The organism is Paenibacillus dauci, from assembly GCF_000971985.1.
Lineage (GTDB): Bacteria > Bacillota > Bacilli > Paenibacillales > Paenibacillaceae > Saccharibacillus > Saccharibacillus dauci.
Map to the genome: position 1 here is coordinate 299,160 of NZ_LAQQ01000002.1, position 19,351 is coordinate 318,510.

The window sequence follows — 19,351 nt, forward strand, 5'->3', positions numbered from 1 at the left end:
AACCAGGGCTTCTTTGTAGGAGCAGATAGGCTGGTTTAGAGGGTCGATTACAAAAACAACCCACCTTTATGTTTAAAGGTGGGTTGCTCGGAAGATCCAGATATAAAAGTAATGAATAAACTCTAATAATTAAACTTCAAGATCGTCTGTTTACGCTTTTCGAAATCATCTGTTCTACTTACGTATCCTGTACCGTCCGCCAAAAATGCAATACCCTTATCCCCTTCGGTATAAGGGATTTTCGTCAGGTTGTTTGTCTGGATTGGCAGCGTATTGAGCTGCTGTGAACTGATTTTGTACGTATCGCGTCTCCAGGTAGTATACAGTTCCTGTGTAGAAATATACAGATCACCAGCTGAAGAGAAATCCAGATCATTGGAGCTGACAGGCAGTTCGGTGATCAACGTGGATTTATTCCAGTCGTTACCTGTCAAACGAACGATTTTGGAAGTGACGCTTGTTTTGCCGTAGACGTTTACAGCAGCATACAATCTGCCCTGTTTATCAAACTCAAGACCATTGACTTTAAGCGGAGCTGCGCTGGCCTCTTTGGCTGTAAAAGGCATGTACGTACGGCTGAGCTTCATCAGCTGATCTGCGGTAAGGGCTTTGCCGCTTTGTAGATGTTTGGCTTCGATCTTGAAAATCATGTTATCCATATCATAGCGTGTAAAGAACAGGTCACCTGATGCGTTCACCGCTACAGCGCCTATATCATTGATTGCTGCCAATCTCGTTTTTTGCATGGTCTGTAAAGAGATTTTGTACAGGCCATAGTTGGGATTATCCTTATACGAATAATTAGTCAGATACAGATTCTGGCTATCCGCATCCATACTGTTGATTCCTGTGATGTACCAGTCTGTTAGTTGGCTTGGAGTCGGCTTGACGGTCACTTCACGCGTTTTTTCTAGAGAAGCGGTACCAGCTGGATTTACGGCTACATAATGGATGGTGTATGTTCCGACTTTACTGGTATCCAGGCTAGGAACAAATTCACCATCAAAGGAATACGTTACTTTGATATCAAATTTGGAATACTTCTCATCTTCAATAACTCGAATTCCCGGATCGGTATAAATGTCTCCCTGGACAACAGCATCCGAGTAACCTTCTAAAGTCACGATCGGGCGAGATTCAGGGTATACACGCTTCAGACTTTGCCCGTTACTGAAATAGGATGTTCCGTCAGAAAGGAACAACAATCCGTTATAGGGTTCATTCCGAAGTACATCTTGTTTATAAGAAATCAGCTTTTCGTCTGCAACAGGCAGTGTACCCTTCAGATCGGCAGCACTAATTTTGACAATGCCGGCAGCATAGGAATAATACGACTGCGGGCTTGGAGTTTTGAAATAAAGGTTACCCTGATTATCAAAAGTGATAGCCGTAATCATGGAAGCTTCTTCCGAGACAGGAGTCAATGTTTTGGAAGCGTTATTCCAACGAAGCAAGCCAGGGTCCAGATCCCATCCTTTATCCAGAGAAATGTACAACTGGTTATTTTTATCCATAGCCAATCCGCTAATTTTGCTCTCATGAATATAGGCATAGTTAATGCTTTTCGCCAGCAACTGATCGACAGTCAAAGGTTGATTCAGAGAAGCAGCATCAATTTTTTTGATATACGTATATTCTGGATTTTTGGCATTCGGTACGGTGTAGTATAAGCCACCCTTGGAATCAACAGTCACAGCCCGTAGATTCAGCGTATTAGAGCCGTACACCAGCTGTGTAACGGTACGAGTCGATAGGTCAACTTTGGACAATCCATTATCCCCCTGGGCGATGTAAGCTTGATCTTTATAATATGCCATCCCGTAAGGTGTAGGAATATTCAGATTCTCCAGCCGATAGGCGTCTTCTGCTCCCGGACTGGTAGGAGCTCTGTCGTAAAATGGAAGTTTATAAATGGATAGCTCTGGATAATTCATCATAGTTGCATAACCTTCACCGTTAGGAAGAAAAGTTATTCCATGATACTGACTGGAACTGCCCACATCTTCACCCAATAGGTTAGAAGTCAATATGGGCTGATCTTCCTGCAGTACACTGGCAGGAATTTTATATGTGCCATGATAATTAAATCCTGTAAAGTTAGCATACAGATTACCACCAGGGCTAATCTCAATATCTGCAATGTCACTCAGATTTTTGCGGATAATGTCATCTCCTTCGCCAAACTGCTGGAACGAAGAGAGTGTGTCATCCAGTGAGCGGATAATGAGTGCATGTTCACCATAACTGTTAAATGGTTGGTTGGCTGAAATGTACAAACGACCCTGATTATCAAAGTCCAAGCCTGTGATGCGAATCGTTCCCTTTGCACTCAGTTCTGCAGAGAAAGGCCTTATTTCCTCGGCAACTGCCCACAATGCTGAACCCATCAAAGGCTGATTCTCATTGAGATAGCGACTTTCCAATTTGAAGAAGCTGCCGTAGTCGCTGACAGTTGAGAAGTAAAGATCACCTGAATTGCTAACGGCGATGCCTCGTACATCCGACAACTTGGCGATAAGCTTGCGACTATAATCTTTTAGAGATACTTTGTAGATACCGCCATCTGGATTATCCATGGTCGCCGGATTGGCAATATAGACGGCATTATTGGCATAATCCATACTGACAGGATTAGAGAAATCGACTTCTGTCAGGTTTTTAGGTATTTCTTTGATAACAACAGTACGTGTAACTTCCTTAGCAGAGCGCTGATCCGGTGTAGTTACGTTATAGTGGACAGTATATGTTCCGACCATATGAGTATCAATGGCTTCTACAGGTTTTCCATTCAGAGAGTAGGTGATCTGCGTTTTGAGATCATGATACTTTTGGTCTTCAGCGTAAGCTCCTGCTTCCTGATAGGTTTCTCCATTAATTAAAGTGATGGAAGATTCTCCATTCAAGGTGATAAGAGGACGATCACTCATGAAAATGCGGCGAATTGTCGTACCGTCTGTAGAGTAGGAGGTTCCATCCGGTAAAAATATCATTCCATAAACTAGATTCTTAAGCTCAGAATAAGTCTTGTAGGGCGTTAGCATCTTATCATTGATGGGCAGTGAACGCAGTGAGCTGGCTTCAATTTTCTGGATACCTGGTCGGATGGTTATTCCATCCGTTGTCGAGTAACCATAGGTATCTATATACAGATTATCTTGGGAATCAAAGGCGATTTTCTCGATCTTGCTGCTTGTATTGGAGAGAACAGGTTGAAGGCTTTGTGAGGCGCTGTTCCATTTCATTACACCCGAGAGATTTTCAGAATTCTGACCGGAAATCGCAATGTAAAGCTGGTCATTGGAGTCAAAAGCCATACCTGTAATTTTTACATTACTTGAAGAAGAGGAATACTTGGCATAATCAGTACTCGCATTCAATAGCTGTTTATAAGTAAGCGGAAGTTGAAGAGAGCGAAGACTGACTTTCTTTATGTAGGGGCTTCCAAGCTCAATGTAATACAAGTTGTCTTGTGAATCCACAGCGATACTTTGAATAGAGTAATAATTGCTTTTCAAAATAGTTGTAGTCTTACCTGTCGTAAGAGATATCTTGGATATGCCATTTGAAATTTGTAAAAAGTATACCTCTCCATTGCGGTAAGTCATGTCATATACACGTGGAAAATATAGCTGATCTGGTTTGTAGACAATATCAGATACAGTCTTGGAGCTTGGCAGTGGGCTGATTACGGGCAGTTCGTATACACTGGATTGTACATCGGTGGATAAAGAATCAGACAATGTGCTGGAAGGTACATCCATTGTTGCAGATACGTCTTCTGTGCTTGTTTCTGCTGCAAAAGCAGCGTTCCCTGTCACTCCCGGCATCACCAGGGAAAACGCCAGACAGGTAGAAATAAACTTTTTCATTATAAACCTCCTTTTTATTGGCAAATATGTTGCTACCAACCTAATATAACAGTATAAGCTGTCTACGCCATATAGGCACTTAGCAATGTTTTTCAATTTGGAATATTTCATTTTGAGAAATACAGACTTGAAATAGAATCCTGCATTCCATATTCATAAAGATAATATTATATTGATGAAAAACCTTGTGTACTGTGCAAACGAATGCCCTAAACAAAATAATCTTTGAAATTATTAATATTCAATATATCTATTAAGGAAAGATATGGATAAAAAAATTGTCTGAAATGTACAAAAAAAGGATTGCTTATCAGGTAGCGATGGAATAAAATGTTCTTGCAGCCATCTGTAAACGCTTTCAAATAGATAATTAACTTACTTTGAATCAGGGGGTTAAACAGCCAGAGGTAGCGGCGAGAATTTGATAAATAAATTGCAACCGCTAACAAAATCTTGTTTACTTTTCACGCCAAAAATAAGAGAATGGTATAAAAGTAAAATTTATCTATTTGTAGCTGTTATTTCAAGTAAACCAGTATATCATGAGAGGGTTGAGTCTATGAAACGCAAGTGGAAGAAGAACGGTTCTATGACTTTGATGATGGTCTTGTTGTTCTCCGTAGTAATGAGTGCATGTTCCGGCAACTCTGGAACAACCAACAGTTCGCAGACTGGCACCGAGGGAACAGGAACACCGGCAGCGACAACGACTTCAGGCGCTGACCTGATCAAGACTGCCAAAGTACCAGCAGGATCTGAACTGGAAAAGGCGCTAAATGGTGAATATAAAGGCAAAAAAGTAACAATGTACGGTCCATTCGTCGATGCGGATGAGCAGAAATTCAATGCCAGTATCAAGGCATTCGAAGAAGCAACAGGTATTGATATCGCTTATGAAGGTTCCAAGGAATTTGAAGCAACTGTCAACGTACGCGTTAATGGTGGCAATGCCCCGGATATCGCTGACTTCCCACAGCCAGGTCTGCTGGAAGGCTTCGTGAAATCGGGCAAAGTTATTGATGTCGCTTCCTTTATGCCTGCTGATTACCTGAAGCAGCAGTACAAAGAAAGCTGGCTGGATATGGCACAAATGGCCGGTCCGGAAAACAAAGACATCACTGCTGGCGTCTGGGCACGCAGCAGCGTGAAAAGTCTGGTCTGGTACAACAAAAAAGCTTTTGATGAAGCTGGATATACCGTTCCAAAAACATGGGACGAAATGATGAAACTGACCGAGCAGATCGCTGCTGATGGCGATCCTGCATGGAGCGTAGGTATCGAGAGCGGCGCGGCAACAGGCTGGCCGGCTACTGACTGGCTGGAAGATATCATGCTGCGTACCACTACACCAGAAAACTACGATAAGTGGGTAAAAGGCGAACTTCCTTTCACTGATCCTATCGTTAAAAATGCAGTAACCAAAATGTCTGATATCTGGTTCAACAAAGATTATGTATACGGCGGACGCAGTTCGATCGTAACAACGAACTTTGGGGATGCAGTAAAACCACTGTTTACCGATCCTCCAAAAGCATGGCTGCATCGTCAAGCTGGATTTATCGTATCGTTCTTCCCTGAAGGACTGCCAGCTGACCAGTATGACTGGTTCCCGTTCCCATCCATTGATGCAAAATACGGTACACCGGCTCTGATCTCCGGCGATATCTATGCCATGTTCAATGATCGTCCGGAAGTACGTGCCGTTATGGAATTCTTCACGACTGCAGAATCCCTGCAAAGCTGGATCAAATCTGGTGGTGTAACGCCTCCTATGAACGGTACACCGGATGACTGGTTCGCCAATGACCAGGAACGCCGCATGTCCGAATTTGTACAGACTGCAGACACGATTCGCTTTGATGGTTCTGACCTGATGCCAGGCTCTGTTGGTGCAGGTACATTCTGGAAAGGCATGACCGACTATGTGAGCGGTACAGCCAATCTGGATGAGGCCATGCAGGAAATCCAATCCGGCTGGAAAAAGTAACCGGCCTTTATACAACATGAGATCAACACGTCAGACGGACCGGTATTGATCGGTCCGTTTGGTGTGATTAAGGGAGCATTTTTGCAAATGCCAAAGGGGGAAAGCAAATGGACGCAGGCAATGAAATCAATGTAAGGGGCAAACAGCGCTTCACACCGCGCCTGATTCTGTTATCCATCCTCGTTCCTTTACTTAATTTGGGAGTGCATACGCTAATATTCCTGTTCTTCCGTGAATCCGGTCTTCCTCCCATGTTTAATGCATTGCTGGCAGTGATCTGGGGAATCTTCGGTATTTATTCCATTTACTTTACGCTTAACTGGGTAGTTGAGCAGTATCCGGATAAATGGAAAGAAAGAGTCACCCCTTACGTATTCGTTGGACCTGCCGTGCTATTGCTCGGTTGGCTGCTGTTCCTGCCGACGCTGCGTACGCTGTACTTAAGCTTTTTTAACGCCGATTCCACCAAGTTTGTCGGACTAGCGAACTTCGGAGCGGTCTTTACGGATCGACTGCTGTTGACTGCTCTGCGCAACAATCTGATGTGGGTCGTTATTGGTACGTTGGCTTGCGTAATTCTGGGCCTGCTGGTCGCTGTACTGGCGGATCGCAGTAGCTTTGAACGGCTCGCCAAAGCAATTGTATTTATGCCGATGGCAATTTCTTTTGTCGCTGCCGGGGTTATCTGGAAGTTTATCTATTACTACCAGCCGGGCGACGAGCAGATTGGTCTGCTGAATGCGATTATTATCCAGCTGGGATTCCAGCCACAGGGCTGGCTTAGTATGGTGCAGCCATGGAATAACCTCTTCCTGATTGTCATCCTCGTCTGGATGCAGACCGGATTTGCCATGGTTATTTTCTCGGCTGCCATCAAGGGGATCCCAGAAGATATGCTGGAAGCTGCACGAATGGATGGTGCAGGTGAGATTCGCATCTTCTTCAAAATCATGCTGCCAGTCATCTCGGGTACCGTGCTTGCCGTAACAACAACCATTATTGTATTTACACTGAAAATATTCGATGTGGTCATGATCATGACCGGTGGACAGTACGGTACCGAGGTCGTTGCGACCGAATTCTATCGTCAGCTGTTCATGTACCAGAATGCTGGTTACGGTTCGACACTCGCGATCGTGCTGCTGATCGCCGTTATTCCGGTGATTATTCTGAACGTTCGTCAGCTTCAGAAGGGAGGCAACCTCTAATGCGCAAAAAAGTCAAAGCTCCACGCCGTAAAGGTCATTGGCTGGTCAATCTTATTCTGGGCATTATCTGCGTTGTCTGGTTTATCCCCACACTGGGGCTGCTGATCTCATCCGTTCGTCCGGCTGCAGATATTCTGCAGACTGGCTGGTGGACTGTTATCCCGCATCGTCAGTGGGAGACGGTCAGCCAGATCAAGCTGGACCGCGACACGGATCTTCGCAAACCGATTGAGGTCAATGGACAGTCGTTTCCGGATGATCAACTCAAAGCAGGTGTAGAAGTAGGCGACCAGCGTCTGATCTGGGAGAACCGCCGTGCCCGTACAGTAGATGTACAGGAAAAGAAATGGGGTTCTTCAACCAACTTTACCCTGCAGAACTATGAGACCGTACTCGGGGGCAAAGAGTACAAAATCACCCAGCCGGATGGTACCGTGCAGACGGAGCAGGGCAGCGGGATGGGCCGTTCCTTCTGGAACACGATTGCTGTCGTTGTACCATCGACGGTCATTCCGATCTTTATCGCCTCATTTGCAGCCTATGCGTTTGCCTGGCTGAAATTTAAGGGGCGCAAAGCGTTCTTTATCGTCGTGATTGCACTGCTCGTCGTTCCGCTGCAAGTGGCACTGATTCCAATCCTGCGTGACTATACGGCGCTCGGACTGAACGGGACGTACTTTGGGATATGGATGGCGCATACCGCGTTTGGTCTGCCGCTGATCACATACTTTATGTACAACTCGATCAGTCAGCTGCCCAAGGATCTGTTCGAATCCGCCTTTATGGATGGAGCGAGTAACTTTACCATCTTCTCCAAACTGATCTTGCCCCTGTCGGTACCGGCACTGGCATCGATCTGTATCTTCCAGTTCCTGTGGGTATGGAACGATTATCTGGTATCACTTATCTTCCTCGGCTCCCAGCCGGAAGTACAGGTGCTGTCGATGAGTATCGCCAACCTGGTCGGATCGCGTGGTAGCGACTGGCATCTGCTTACGGCAGCCGCCTTTGTCTCCATGTTGACGCCACTGGCTGTATTCTTCGCTCTGCAAAAGTACTTTGTACGCGGTTTGCTGGGTGGATCGGTCAAAGGTTAAGTATAAAAGCTATCGGATAAGCTTTAGTATTCAAAGTAGATATGATCCGCCTTCCTGCTCGGGAGGCGGATTTTATTTGTGTGATTACATCAGGGATGATGAATAATACGACTGCTGGCTCGCATTTGCTGATAGAGCTGGCGAATTCGGCAGGAAAAAGGAATAAATTGGGTAATGATCTGTAGTGGCCTAATCAAGCAATGCAATCGCCGCCACTTTTTATACATAAGATACATTCAGTGAGAACGCATAGTCAAAGAGTGGTAGGAATAATAGCAATATGATCAAGAACACGAAACCGAAAGGAGAAAGGCATATGGTGTCTGCTGTACTGTCCATGCTTCTGCTTACGATTGCACTGGTACTCGTAATCTCTATCGTCTATTACACCTGGTGCAATGGCATTTCTCCGCTGCCTTCATCTTTGCTGCTACGTCGTCAGGTGGAGCAGGAAGTGAACCGATTGTCTACTGTTCAGCAGGAGAGCGGCCGTTATGGATTTACTGGAGAAACAGCAAATGCAGTCCCTTCTGCAATGCATTCCTTTCGAGTAGAGTCTATATCTACTGCCGCAGATGGAGCTGAAGCGACAGGTAGGAAGAGTATACATAGAAGAGAGACAGGTAAGTCGGATGGTCCGTTGATTATCGAAGCCGGTTCCGGCTGGGGTACGATGGCGCTGCATCTGGCACGTTACTGCCAGCCGTGCAGGGTAGTAGGCATTGAGAATTCAGTAGTACCACTAATGGTCTCGAGGCTACTGGCAGGTCTACCGGGCAGCCATTCTATAAAGCTGGTGCATGGGGATATGTACAGGTATCACTATGAGCAGGCTGATCTGATTGTCTGTTATTTATTTCCGGGTGCGATGACCCGGTTAAGTCCGATTTTTCGTGAACAGACACGACCGGGCACCTATATTATCAGTGTCTACTTTGCGCTGCCGGACTGGGAAGCAGAGCAGGTGATTACCTGCCGCGATGTCCACCGTACCAGAATTTATATCTATCGTACAGGCAGCCGGATTTATAATGTGTAAAAAAGGGTATAGATTAAAGTCTGTCATTCTCCCGATTATGAAACGCTTACAATTTATTCTTTACAAATGCAAATCGGGAGTAGTAAGATAATAGTCAAAGTTGTATACAAGTATACCGACAGGAAGAAACAGCAGCTATCTGTTTTCTTTACAGGATAATTCGAGGTAAGGAAGTGAGGCCTGAATACGCTACTCATCAGCAAGACAATGCATCCCGCGAATGAATCTATGCTAAAATTATAAGAAGTGGCATACGCTGCTACAATCGGATGGAACATCTACATAATGCTGCTTACCGGTTGGATAATTGCCTATTATGCATAAGAGGAGACGTTGGATCATGCAATATCCATCTGCCTGGATGCAGGGAGCTTCCCGCGGGGAAGCCATCGCCTGCCAGCTCAGGCTGCAAATTATAAATGAACAGATCAAGCCGGGAGAGATCATCTCCGAGAATCGGGTCGCTGCCGACTTTGGAACGAGCCGCTCTCCGGTGCGGGATGCACTCAAGACGCTATCGGGTGAAGGACTGATCCGCCTGGAACGGATGGGTGCTGTTGTACTGGGATTGAATCTGGAAGATGTCAAAGAACTGTATGATGTGCGTTATCTGATCGAGAGCTTTGCCCAGCAGCAGCTGGCACAGCAGGATAATGCAGTATTGGTCACTCAGCTGGACCGGATTATCGACAAAATGAAGCTGGCTGTCAAACATGGTGACTACGTCGATTTTGCCTATCAGGACTTTACATTCCATGAGGCTATTGTGATGCATGCCCAGCACAAACGAATGATCCATCTCTGGAACAGTATTCGTCAGATTGTGATGACGGTCATTCTGATTACGACTGAAAAGGGATTTCAGACCGGGGAAGAACGCATGAACTGGGTCGCGGACAAGCATTACATGATCCTCGAAGGCCTGCGTTCCCATGATCCCGAAGTCATTCACAAGGTAGTCAGCAGTTATTTTGCAGATTCTGCCCAGACATTGATACGCAGCCTGCCCTGATTGGCAGGCTGGCTCGGGTCGTAATGATAGGTGTCAGCCTATAACAGGCAAGCATGTATGTATACAGCAGTCATGAACTGCAGTTATAGCATCTCTATCTTATCAATTATCGAAAATGAATTATATTTTTACTTTTAACTTGTCGACAAGTATACAATCAGTTTCTCCAACGCGTGTTCATCATGTGTGAAAGCGCTCTATAATTTTTCGTAAAATATTTCAAATTTTCATAAAGTGATTTGAAAGTTTTCAATTCATAACGAACAGAGCCGAAGTCATCCGGCTTCAGGCAGGAAAACAGGGAGGTTTTCGCATTGGATCAATTATTTGGACTCAGTCATAATGCAACATTGCTTATCTGGACACTGATTGCGATCGTATTTCTGATCGTATTGATTGCAAAGTTTAAATGGAACCCGTTTGTCACACTGCTGCTGTCTGCACTCATGCTGGGCCTGCTGGCAGGCATGGACCCGCAGGGTCTGATCAAATCCGTCACTGGTGGTCTGGGCGGTACGCTCGGAACGATAGCGATCGTTATCGGTCTGGGAACCATGCTCGGTAAAATGATGGCTGAATCCGGTGGTGCCGAACGTATCGCCACTACACTGATCGACCGTTTTGGTGTTAAACGCGTCCATTGGGCGATGATGATTGTCGGTTTTATTGTCGGGATTCCGGTATTTTTTGAAGTTGGTGTCATTCTGCTGATTCCAATTATTTTCCTGGTTGCCCGCAAGACCGGGATGTCCCTGCTCAAAATTGGTATTCCGATTCTGGCAGGTCTGTCGACTGTACACGGACTGGTACCTCCGCATCCGGCACCGATGATTGCGATTGAAGCGTATAACGCCAATCTGGGCAGAACGATTCTGTATTCCTTGATCGTCGGCCTGCCAACTGCGATTATCGCCGGCCCGATCTTTGGTAAATTTATCGGTAACCGTATTGTTGTACATCCGCCGCAGGAACTGGCAGATCAATTCGCTTCCAAGGAAGATCGCCAGTTGCCAGGCTTTGGTATTACCCTGTTCACTATTTTGCTGCCGGTTATCCTGATGTTGATCGGATCGATTGCCGATATCGTAGACCCACAGGGAGTGAACAGCTTCACTCACGTAGCAGCATTTATTGGACATGAAGTAATTGCGCTGCTGATCTCGGCAGTGTTCGCCTTTTTCTCACTGGGCTTTGCCCGCGGCTTCAGCAAAGAAGATGTCTCCCGATTCACCAGTGAATGTCTTGCTCCTACAGCCAGCATTATCCTGATTATCGGTGGCGGTGGTGCGTTCAAGCAGGTATTGATTGACAGCGGCGTGGGCGGTGCAATTGCCGATATCGCCAGTCAGACTCATATTAACGTGATCCTGTTTGCATGGCTCGTAGCAGCACTGATCCGTATCGCGACCGGCTCGGCTACTGTCGCCATGACTACAGCTGCCGGTATCGTTGCACCAGTGCTCGCTGTGAGCAGCGGTGTCAATATCGAACTGGTCGTACTGGCGACCGGTGCAGGTTCTCTGATCCTGTCCCACGTCAACGATGCAGGCTTCTGGATGATCAAGGAATTCTTCGGTATGACCGTCGGTCAGACCCTGAAATCCTGGACCGCCATGGAGACGATCCTGTCCGTGGTCGGACTCATATTCATCATGATCCTGAGTGTATTTGTCTAACATCTGCACCTAATGATTGCAGTATCGGAACTTATGTAAAAGCCAACCAGAAAGCAGAGCGGGAAGATACATTCTCCCCGTTCTGCTTTACTGCGTATAGGCGCTAGCCTTATCCGTTCGGCTATCTACCATGCACATCTCTCGTGCATAAGCAGAGAGCGAAGGAAAGAGAATTCTACCAGCGACTGACTTTTAAGAAGGGAGATCGACCGCTGCAAGCGGACATTCAAGATCTCCTTTCTTAACCGGAAGGAGTGGCAGAATCTCTTTTCGGAGCGGAGACACCTTCCATGCACTGGTGCCATTGCTACTCTCATAGGCACCCATTTACAAGAAAAGAGGTTGATAACCATGACAGACTCCACAATGAAACGAATGATCGGTGTAGATATCGGAACGACCAGTACCAAGTCGGTACTTTTTGAACAGGATGGAACCGTCGTAACTTCAGCGAATATCGGCTATCCGCTGTATACGCCCACTACGGCCACTGCTGAACAAGACCCGGATGAGATTTACCGGGCCGTACTGCATACCATTGCCGGCGTCATGGAACAGAGTGGTACAGCCGCAGACGATATTCTGTTTGCCTCTTTTAGCTCGGCGATGCACAGTGTGATTGCTGTCGATTCGGATGGAACACCGCTGACTCGCTGCATTACCTGGGCGGACAATCGCAGCGCTCCCTATGCCCGCAAGCTCAAGGAAGAATGGAACGGACACGAGATCTACATGCGTACCGGAACACCGATTCATCCGATGTCTCCATTGACCAAGCTGATCTGGCTGCGAGAAGAACATCCCGAGATTTTTGATCAGACCGCCAAATTTATTTCGATCAAGGAATATGTATTTTTCCGTCTGTTCGGTCAGTATATTGTCGATCATTCTATCGCATCCTGTACCGGCATGCTCAATCTCAAGCAGTTGGACTGGGATCGGGAGGCGCTGCAACTGGCTGGTATTACAGCGGATCGCCTATCTACACTCGTACCAACAACCCATTTGATCGAGGGACTGCATGCAGAGGCTGCAGCCGAGATGAAGCTGGGGCTAACAACACCATTTATCGTGGGTGCCAGTGACGGAGTATTGTCCAATCTGGGAGTAGGCGCTATCGAGCCGGGAGTGGTTGCAGTAACGATCGGCACGAGCGGAGCGATTCGTACTGTAGTGGATCAGCCGGTGACCGACCCCAAAGGTCGCATTTTCTGTTATGCACTGACCGAGGACAAATGGGTTATCGGTGGTCCTGTTAACAATGGCGGGATGCTGTTCCGCTGGGTAAGGGATGAATTTGCTGCTTCGGAAGTAGAGACGGCCAAGCGTCTTGGTATCGATTCCTATGATGTGCTGACACGGATCGCCGAGCAGGTACGTCCGGGTTCGGATGGACTGCTGTTCCACCCGTATCTGACCGGCGAGCGTGCGCCATTGTGGAATCCGGATGCACGTGGTTCCTTTATCGGACTGACGATGAAGCACCGCAAAGAGCATATGATCCGCTCGGTGCTGGAAGGGGTTATTTTTAACCTGTATACGGTTATGCTGGCTATGGAAGAACAGATCGGTCGTCCGGCCCGTATTCATGCGACCGGTGGATTTGCCCGTTCCTCATTATGGCGCCAAATGATGGCGGATATTTTCGACCAGGAAGTCATTGTGCCGGAAAGTATTGAGAGCTCCTGTCTCGGTGCCGTGGTACTGGGACTGTATGGTACCGGTCGTATCGAATCGCTGGATATCGTCTCCGGAATGATCGGTTCTACCCATAGTCATGAGCCGGAACCTGCAGCTACCCATGTCTATCATCAGCTACTGCCGATCTATATTTCTATTTTCCGCAGTCTGGAGCAGCAGTACAGCGCGATTGCCGAATTCCAGAATAGTATGGGTGAAGCCTGAAAATAGACCAAAAGGACAATAAATCCCTTATCCAGACTTCCTGAAAATGGTATACTGGGTCAAACAGCTATTCTCGGATGTAATTCTCGTATAGTTGTCAGACAACAGTAAGGTTGTGGTGGTAACGTGGATTTTAATCTGGATATGAAAACGGTATTCATGTCCCTGATATTTGGTCATATTTTCACTGTCATTCTGATTACTGCCTATCGTCGTTCTTCGGTCAAGGACCGTTCGGTCAACCTATTTATTCTCGCCAAATGGCTTCAGGCGATTGCCTGGGCGATGCTGATTTTCCGTAGTGCAATGCCGGAGATAATGTCTATCGTGCTCGCCAATACGCTTTTGTTTATCGGTGCAGCGATGGAGACGGCAGCACTGCTGATTTTACAGCAGGTATTTACACGCAGGGCAAGACGCTGGCATTTCCTGTATATGATCATCTGTGTAGTTGGTTTTGCAGTCATTTATATGGTTGGTGTATCCGAAAGTACACGGATTGTCTATGCTTCGATTGGGACGACTGTGTTCCTGATATATCCGGTCTATCGGATGACCCGCGAACCGCAGGCTTCTCCGCTGAAAAGGCTGGTGGGCTACCTGTACGGGGTAGTTGCTATCAGTCTGGTGTCACGGGCAGTAGCAGCTCTGCAGCTGGGCACACATGCAGGACTCTTCACGGTGGGGTTGTATCAGACATTTTCCTTTATTGCGCTTTATCTGATTATGATTCTTGGGAACATCGGTTTTGTCTTGTTGTCCAAGGAACAGGCCGATGCGGATCTGCTGCGGATGGCGAGTTATGACGAGATGACCGGTGTGTTCAACCGGCGTACTTTTATCGTACAGAGTCGTAATCATATCCATAAGCTGGCCCGGCAGGGGAAGCAGGTCTCATTTATTTTGTTTGATGTGGATGCTTACAAGACTATTAATGATACATATGGTCATTTTACGGGAGACCGTGTATTGAGGGATATGGCAAACCGGGTCAAGGAGTGTCTATCCCGTTTCCCTGCCGAGAATTACCTGTTTGGTCGATATGGTGGAGATGAATTTGCTGTGCTGCTGTCGGATACAGATGAGCGTGAAGCTGCCGAATGGGCAGAAGCGTTAAGACGGACAATTGCCGATAATCTCTCGGACATACTGCCGGTAGCGTACACGATCAGTCTGGGCGTAGTGACCGTACGGGCAGCAGCCGATATTCAATTGGATACACTGTACGTGCTGAGTGATCAGGCACTGTATAAAGCCAAGCGTGCCGGACGCAATCGGGTTGCTGTGCATGTGCCGCAGACCGATACGATAGAGACTGTACAGCAGTCTAATTAATAAGTAAACCCGTATAATCGGGTGGGATGGATCAATCGTATAATACAAAAAGACGCTCTGTGAATCAGGGCGTCTTTTTGTATTTGTATGGTTTTATTTTCCGTCATACGGTGGGTCTATAGGATATCCTGCAGATAACTGCGCCTACCTATGACCATATAGCTGGAAGACAGGATAACGATTTATTTTTTGGTGGAATAGTGGTACAGATTGTCAGCGAGTGACTGCATCGTAGCACTCGTATTATGCAGACGCTCAATCACATCGGTAAAGGAACTGACTAGCGTGGCCTGCTCTTTGGAGGAAGAAGTGATCTGTTCGATCTCCCGCTCCATATTGCGGATCGATTCCTGCACATCGCGCAGCGCCGTCTCGATATCACCGGTCGCCTGCTTGGCATTGACGGACAGCTTGCGGACTTCGGTCGCAACAACGCCGAATCCGGCACCCAGTTCGCCGACACGAGCTGCTTCGATCGCTGCATTCAGACCCAGCAGATTCGTCTGCTCTGAGATTTCCTTGATCAGCGTCGCAACTTCATTGATTTTGGAAGACTTTTGAACGGTAGTTTTGCTGTTTTGCAGAATCTGCTCGCTGGTGGCCTGCAGTTCTTCGGCATGGGCAGCGACATGCTGGACCATATCGACCAGACTGTTGGAGATCGAGCGGCTCTCATCTACAATTTTGTCCAAGTTCAGGGCTGTTGTCTGCTCATAGAATACATTGAACATGGCAACCAGCTTGTTGTCTTCGATAATAGGTACCGAGATGCCTTCCAGCGGATAGCCGAATACTTCCGCCGGGAAGAAGGAGATGGACGTGTTGTGTTTATCTTTTACACCGTTAAAATTAAGGAAGCTTGGATCCAGGGGACTGCCTGCCGAGTAGCCCAGGTTAAAGTCTCCCAGCTGTTCGTAGAACAGAATTTTCTCGTGGTCATATACGGAGACTGCAGCTTTTTCGCGCAGGCCTTTGGTGAAGTATGGAATTACACTAATCAGAGCATTAACGATACTCATTTTATCCCGTCCTTTTCGTTCGAATACAGTACATTTTCTATTTATCGGCGAGGGACAGATTAATATTTAGCAGCTTACGATTAGTAATATATGGATAATAGTATGATTTATCCATAATATGAAAATATAAAGAGGTAATAATGTGATATAAGCTGTCAAAACGTCTTGTTTGCATCAATAATATGCTAAATACGTTAATAAAGGAAGCGAAAAAGTTTTTGTGATTATGAATACAAAGCAAAAAGAGCGGCAGACCAAAGTCCAACCGCTCTTCGAAAAGCAATACTTGTCTACAAAAGCAGATCCTGCCTGCAGCCAAGCCGTATTTACAGCATTCACATCCGTAGTGCTTCTATGACTGCATATCCGGCGCAGTCAGACGTTCCAGCTCTTCCAGATAGGCAAAGGCATAATCATCCGATGTGCCGCACATTTCCAGGGATGCTGCAAGACCTCCGCATACCTCCGGGCGCTCCGGCTGTCCAAACAGACCGCATCGGCGCTCAGAAGTCAGATGAATACATGGGGTTCCAGCAGGCTTGCCCTTTGGCATGCCGGGAATCGGTGAGGATATGGATATAATAATGCAGCATGCTGCACAGCCGGGACGGCATTCCATCGTAATCTCTCCTGTCGGGTTCATGATGCGGGATGGGCTGCCAGTCATGACTGTTTTATTTCCATACATCCTCGGCGATCTGGATGACATGGCGCAGCTTTTCCCATTGTTGTTCTTCGGTCAGTAGGTTGCCTTCCTCGGTGGAGGCGAATCCGCATTGCGGACTCAGACACAGCTGATCCAGGTTTACATATTTGGCGGCTTCGTCGATCCGGCGCTTGATCTCGTCCACGCTCTCCAGCTCTCCGTGCTTGGAAGTAACCAGACCGAGTACGATCTGCAGATCACGGCGCTTCACATGGCGCAGTACATCGAGTGAACCGGAGCGTTCATCGTCGAACTCCATGAACAGACCGTTCAGATTCAGCTGATCCATAATGGCATCGGCGGCACCGTCATAACCACCGGAAGCCGTCCAGGTGGAGCGGAAGTTACCACGGCAAATATGCATTGTAATAACCATATCGTCCGGACGGTCAGCTACAGCCAGATTCACCAGTTTGACGGAATCGGCGAGCATGCGATCCGGATCTTTGCCATCTGCACGCAGCTTGGCTTTGGCTTCTTCGGAGAAAAAGGCTGCCCATGATGTATCATCCAGCTGTAGATAACGGCAACCAGCATCGTAAAAGGCACGAAGTGCTTTTTGGTAGGCAAGCCCAAGATCGTGTAGCAATACGTCGCTATCCGCATACAGATCGGATTCGATTTTACCACGAAATTGCAGCATATTGGGGCTTGGAATCGTCATTTTTGCGGTACGATCCGGGCTGACAATACTGTGCAGGAATTTGTAATCATCCAGATGCGGATGATCGGTAAAATCGATTTTGTCGGTTACTTTGATGCCACGTGCTTTGGTCGTTACCCCATGGAACTGGATACCTTTATCCGACTCAAAAGCCTCAACGCCATCCAGATTTTCCAGGAAGTCAAAATGCCACCAGGCCCGGCGGAATTCACCGTCGGTAATAGACTGCAGGCCGATTTCTTCCTGTTTGGCTACGATACGGCGAATTTCTTCGTCTTCGATCTGTCGCAGCTGCTGGGCGTTAATCTCACCAGCAGATTGCTGAAGACGTGCTTGCTTGATTTTATCGGTGCGAAGCAGACTGCCTACATGATCTGCACGAAAAGGCGCAGTCGTATGCAGCAGGGAAGATGGAGAAGAAGTCATTATACATAACCTACTTTCTGGATGGGAATAATATTATATTGCATGGTAGCAGAGTTTGCATGGGATGTAAACGGTCGTTCTGCCAGAAGCAGCACGCTGAGGCGGTTACTTCAACCTCAGTTGCACTTTGCATTAACTATTAGGCCTGTTCTTCGAACAATCGGCAGATTTCCACAATAACGGTAGTTGCTTTGACCATATTGTCGACCGAGACATACTCGTATTTACCGTGGTAATTCTCGCCACCGGTGAAGATATTCGGTGTTGGCAGTCCCATATACGAGAGCTGTGCACCATCCGTACCACCACGTACCGGCGTGATATGTGGCGGGATGCCCAGATTCTTCATCGCCTGTTCAGCAGTATCGACGATATGCATCACCGGCTCGATCTTCTCGCGCATATTGTAATACTGATCATTCATCTCCAGCAGGATGCTATCTTCTCCATACGTCTGGCGGAATTCGTGCACGATGCTGGTCAGTGTATTTTTCTTGTGTTCAAAAGCTTCACGGTCAAAGTCACGAATAATGTAGGAGAGCTGTGTCTGCTCCACATCACCATGAATCGACATCAGATGATAGAATCCTTCGTAACCATCTGTAAATTCAGGTGCTTCTTCTACAGGCAGACGGCGGTGCAGCTCCATGGCGATTTTGGTCGCGTTGATCATTTTGCCTTTGGCTGTGCCGGGGTGTACATTGGTTCCTTTGCAGATGACTTTAGCGGCAGCTGCGTTGAATGTCTCGTATTCCAGTTCGCCCAGTGGACCGCCGTCTACCGTGTAGGCATACTGCGCGCCATAGGCAGCCACATCGAACTTGTGCGGACCGCGTCCGATTTCTTCATCCGGGGTAAAGGCGACCCGGATCTTGCCGTGCTTGATCTCCGGATTGCGGATCAGATGATGCATCGCAGTCATAATCTCGGCGATGCCGGCTTTGTTGTCTGCGCCAAGCAGGGTCGTGCCGTCTGTCGTCATCAGGGTATGACCGTGATAGCCATCCAGCTCCGGGAAGTCTCGCGGAGACAATACAATACCGTGTTGCTGATTCAGCAGGATATCTCCGCCGTGGTAATCAACCAGCTGTGGTTTTACATTTTTGCCGGTAAAATCAGTCGCTGTATCCACGTGAGCCATAAAGCCGATTACCGGTACATCCTTGTCGGTATTGGACGGCAGAGTAGCCATCACATAACCGTTATCATCAAGTGTCACATCCTCCATGCCGATCGTGTTCAGGTCCTGCACCAGCTGGCGCAGCAGATCCCACTGGCCGGGTGTGGAAGGGCAAGTGTCGCTATCTTCATTGGATTGGGTATCGATTTGGACATAGGAGGTCAGGCGTTCAATTAGTTCATTTTTCAAGACGGGTCAGACTCCTCTCGGTAAGTAGCAGATGGTTGA

The 19,351-nt window shown here is 47.3% G+C and carries 13 protein-coding genes and 1 pseudogene; 9 read left to right on the plus strand and 5 right to left on the minus strand.

Features of this window, described 5'->3' with window-relative positions; translation table 11 throughout:
* Positions 1 to 122: 122 nt before the first annotated feature.
* Positions 123 to 3,869, minus strand: a complete 3,747-nt coding sequence (locus WH46_RS15630; protein WP_046227450.1) for an immunoglobulin-like domain-containing protein — start codon at positions 3,867 to 3,869, stop codon at positions 123 to 125.
* 559 nt (positions 3,870 to 4,428) lie between these two features.
* On the opposite strand from WH46_RS15630, the gene WH46_RS15635 reads away from it, so the two are divergent.
* The 9 genes and pseudogenes from WH46_RS15635 (at position 4,429) to WH46_RS15670 (ending at position 15,128) form a co-directional block, all read left to right on the plus strand.
* Entirely contained in the window at positions 4,429 to 5,856 is a 1,428-nt protein-coding gene (locus WH46_RS15635) for an ABC transporter substrate-binding protein (protein WP_017814831.1), read from the plus strand.
* Between the two features lie 107 nt (positions 5,857 to 5,963).
* Entirely contained in the window at positions 5,964 to 7,064 is a 1,101-nt protein-coding gene (locus WH46_RS15640) for a carbohydrate ABC transporter permease (RefSeq protein ID WP_017814830.1), read from the plus strand.
* A complete protein-coding gene (locus tag WH46_RS15645) occupies positions 7,064 to 8,161 on the plus strand; it encodes a carbohydrate ABC transporter permease (protein WP_017814829.1) in 1,098 nt (365 codons plus the stop codon). Before WH46_RS15640 ends, WH46_RS15645 begins: the two co-directional genes overlap by 1 nt.
* A gap of 316 nt (positions 8,162 to 8,477) precedes the next feature.
* Positions 8,478 to 9,200, plus strand: a complete 723-nt coding sequence (locus WH46_RS15650; protein WP_046227451.1) for a class I SAM-dependent methyltransferase — start codon at positions 8,478 to 8,480, stop codon at positions 9,198 to 9,200.
* 340 nt (positions 9,201 to 9,540) lie between these two features.
* On the plus strand, positions 9,541 to 10,212 hold the full coding sequence (locus WH46_RS15655) for a GntR family transcriptional regulator (protein WP_017814827.1): 672 nt from the start codon (positions 9,541 to 9,543) through the stop codon (positions 10,210 to 10,212).
* A 314-nt stretch (positions 10,213 to 10,526) separates the two neighbouring features.
* Entirely contained in the window at positions 10,527 to 11,888 is a 1,362-nt protein-coding gene (locus WH46_RS15660) for a GntT/GntP/DsdX family permease (RefSeq protein WP_017814826.1), read from the plus strand.
* 54 nt (positions 11,889 to 11,942) lie between these two features.
* Positions 11,943 to 12,077: pseudogene (locus WH46_RS24600) on the plus strand (hypothetical protein); the annotation flags it as partial.
* A gap of 162 nt (positions 12,078 to 12,239) precedes the next feature.
* Positions 12,240 to 13,793, plus strand: coding sequence for a gluconokinase (gene gntK, locus WH46_RS15665; protein ID WP_046227452.1), 1,554 nt, complete (start codon positions 12,240 to 12,242; stop codon positions 13,791 to 13,793).
* 126 nt (positions 13,794 to 13,919) lie between these two features.
* Positions 13,920 to 15,128 (plus strand): GGDEF domain-containing protein, encoded by a 1,209-nt coding sequence (locus WH46_RS15670; RefSeq protein ID WP_052714258.1) that lies wholly within the window; start codon positions 13,920 to 13,922, stop codon positions 15,126 to 15,128.
* Positions 15,129 to 15,310: 182 nt separating this feature from the next.
* Here the strand turns inward: WH46_RS15670 and WH46_RS15675 are convergent, their stop codons facing one another.
* The 4 genes from WH46_RS15675 to pepT all read right to left on the minus strand — a co-directional run bounded on the left by WH46_RS15675 (position 15,311) and on the right by pepT (position 19,312).
* Entirely contained in the window at positions 15,311 to 16,147 is an 837-nt protein-coding gene (locus WH46_RS15675; RefSeq protein ID WP_046227453.1) for a methyl-accepting chemotaxis protein, read from the minus strand.
* A 352-nt stretch (positions 16,148 to 16,499) separates the two neighbouring features.
* Positions 16,500 to 16,766 (minus strand): YkgJ family cysteine cluster protein, encoded by a 267-nt coding sequence (locus tag WH46_RS15680; protein ID WP_046227454.1) that lies wholly within the window; start codon positions 16,764 to 16,766, stop codon positions 16,500 to 16,502.
* 55 nt (positions 16,767 to 16,821) lie between these two features.
* The gene (locus WH46_RS15685) at positions 16,822 to 17,943 is read right to left on the minus strand and encodes a 5-methyltetrahydropteroyltriglutamate--homocysteine S-methyltransferase (protein WP_046227455.1); all 1,122 of its coding nucleotides are present in this window, start codon (positions 17,941 to 17,943) and stop codon (positions 16,822 to 16,824) included.
* Positions 17,944 to 18,082: 139 nt separating this feature from the next.
* A complete protein-coding gene (gene pepT, locus WH46_RS15690; protein WP_046227456.1) occupies positions 18,083 to 19,312 on the minus strand; it encodes a peptidase T in 1,230 nt (409 codons plus the stop codon).
* Positions 19,313 to 19,351: the final 39 nt, after the last annotated feature.

Excerpts from the sequence above, each read along its gene's own strand:
- WH46_RS15630 (WP_046227450.1), bottom strand. The coding sequence starts at position 3,869 with ATGAAAAAGTTTATTTCTACCTGTCTGGCGTTTTCCCTGGTGATGCCG.
- WH46_RS15635 (WP_017814831.1), top strand. The coding sequence starts at position 4,429 with ATGAAACGCAAGTGGAAGAAGAACGGTTCTATGACTTTGATGATGGTC.
- WH46_RS15655 (WP_017814827.1), top strand. The coding sequence starts at position 9,541 with ATGCAATATCCATCTGCCTGGATGCAGGGAGCTTCCCGCGGGGAAGCC.
- gntK (WP_046227452.1), top strand. The coding sequence starts at position 12,240 with ATGACAGACTCCACAATGAAACGAATGATCGGTGTAGATATCGGAACG.
- WH46_RS15685 (WP_046227455.1), bottom strand. The coding sequence starts at position 17,943 with ATGACTTCTTCTCCATCTTCCCTGCTGCATACGACTGCGCCTTTTCGT.
- WH46_RS15640 (WP_017814830.1), top strand. The coding sequence starts at position 5,964 with ATGGACGCAGGCAATGAAATCAATGTAAGGGGCAAACAGCGCTTCACA.
- WH46_RS15680 (WP_046227454.1), bottom strand. The coding sequence starts at position 16,766 with ATGGAATGCCGTCCCGGCTGTGCAGCATGCTGCATTATTATATCCATA.
- WH46_RS15675 (WP_046227453.1), bottom strand. The coding sequence starts at position 16,147 with ATGAGTATCGTTAATGCTCTGATTAGTGTAATTCCATACTTCACCAAA.
- WH46_RS15645 (WP_017814829.1), top strand. The coding sequence starts at position 7,064 with ATGCGCAAAAAAGTCAAAGCTCCACGCCGTAAAGGTCATTGGCTGGTC.
- WH46_RS15650 (WP_046227451.1), top strand. The coding sequence starts at position 8,478 with ATGGTGTCTGCTGTACTGTCCATGCTTCTGCTTACGATTGCACTGGTA.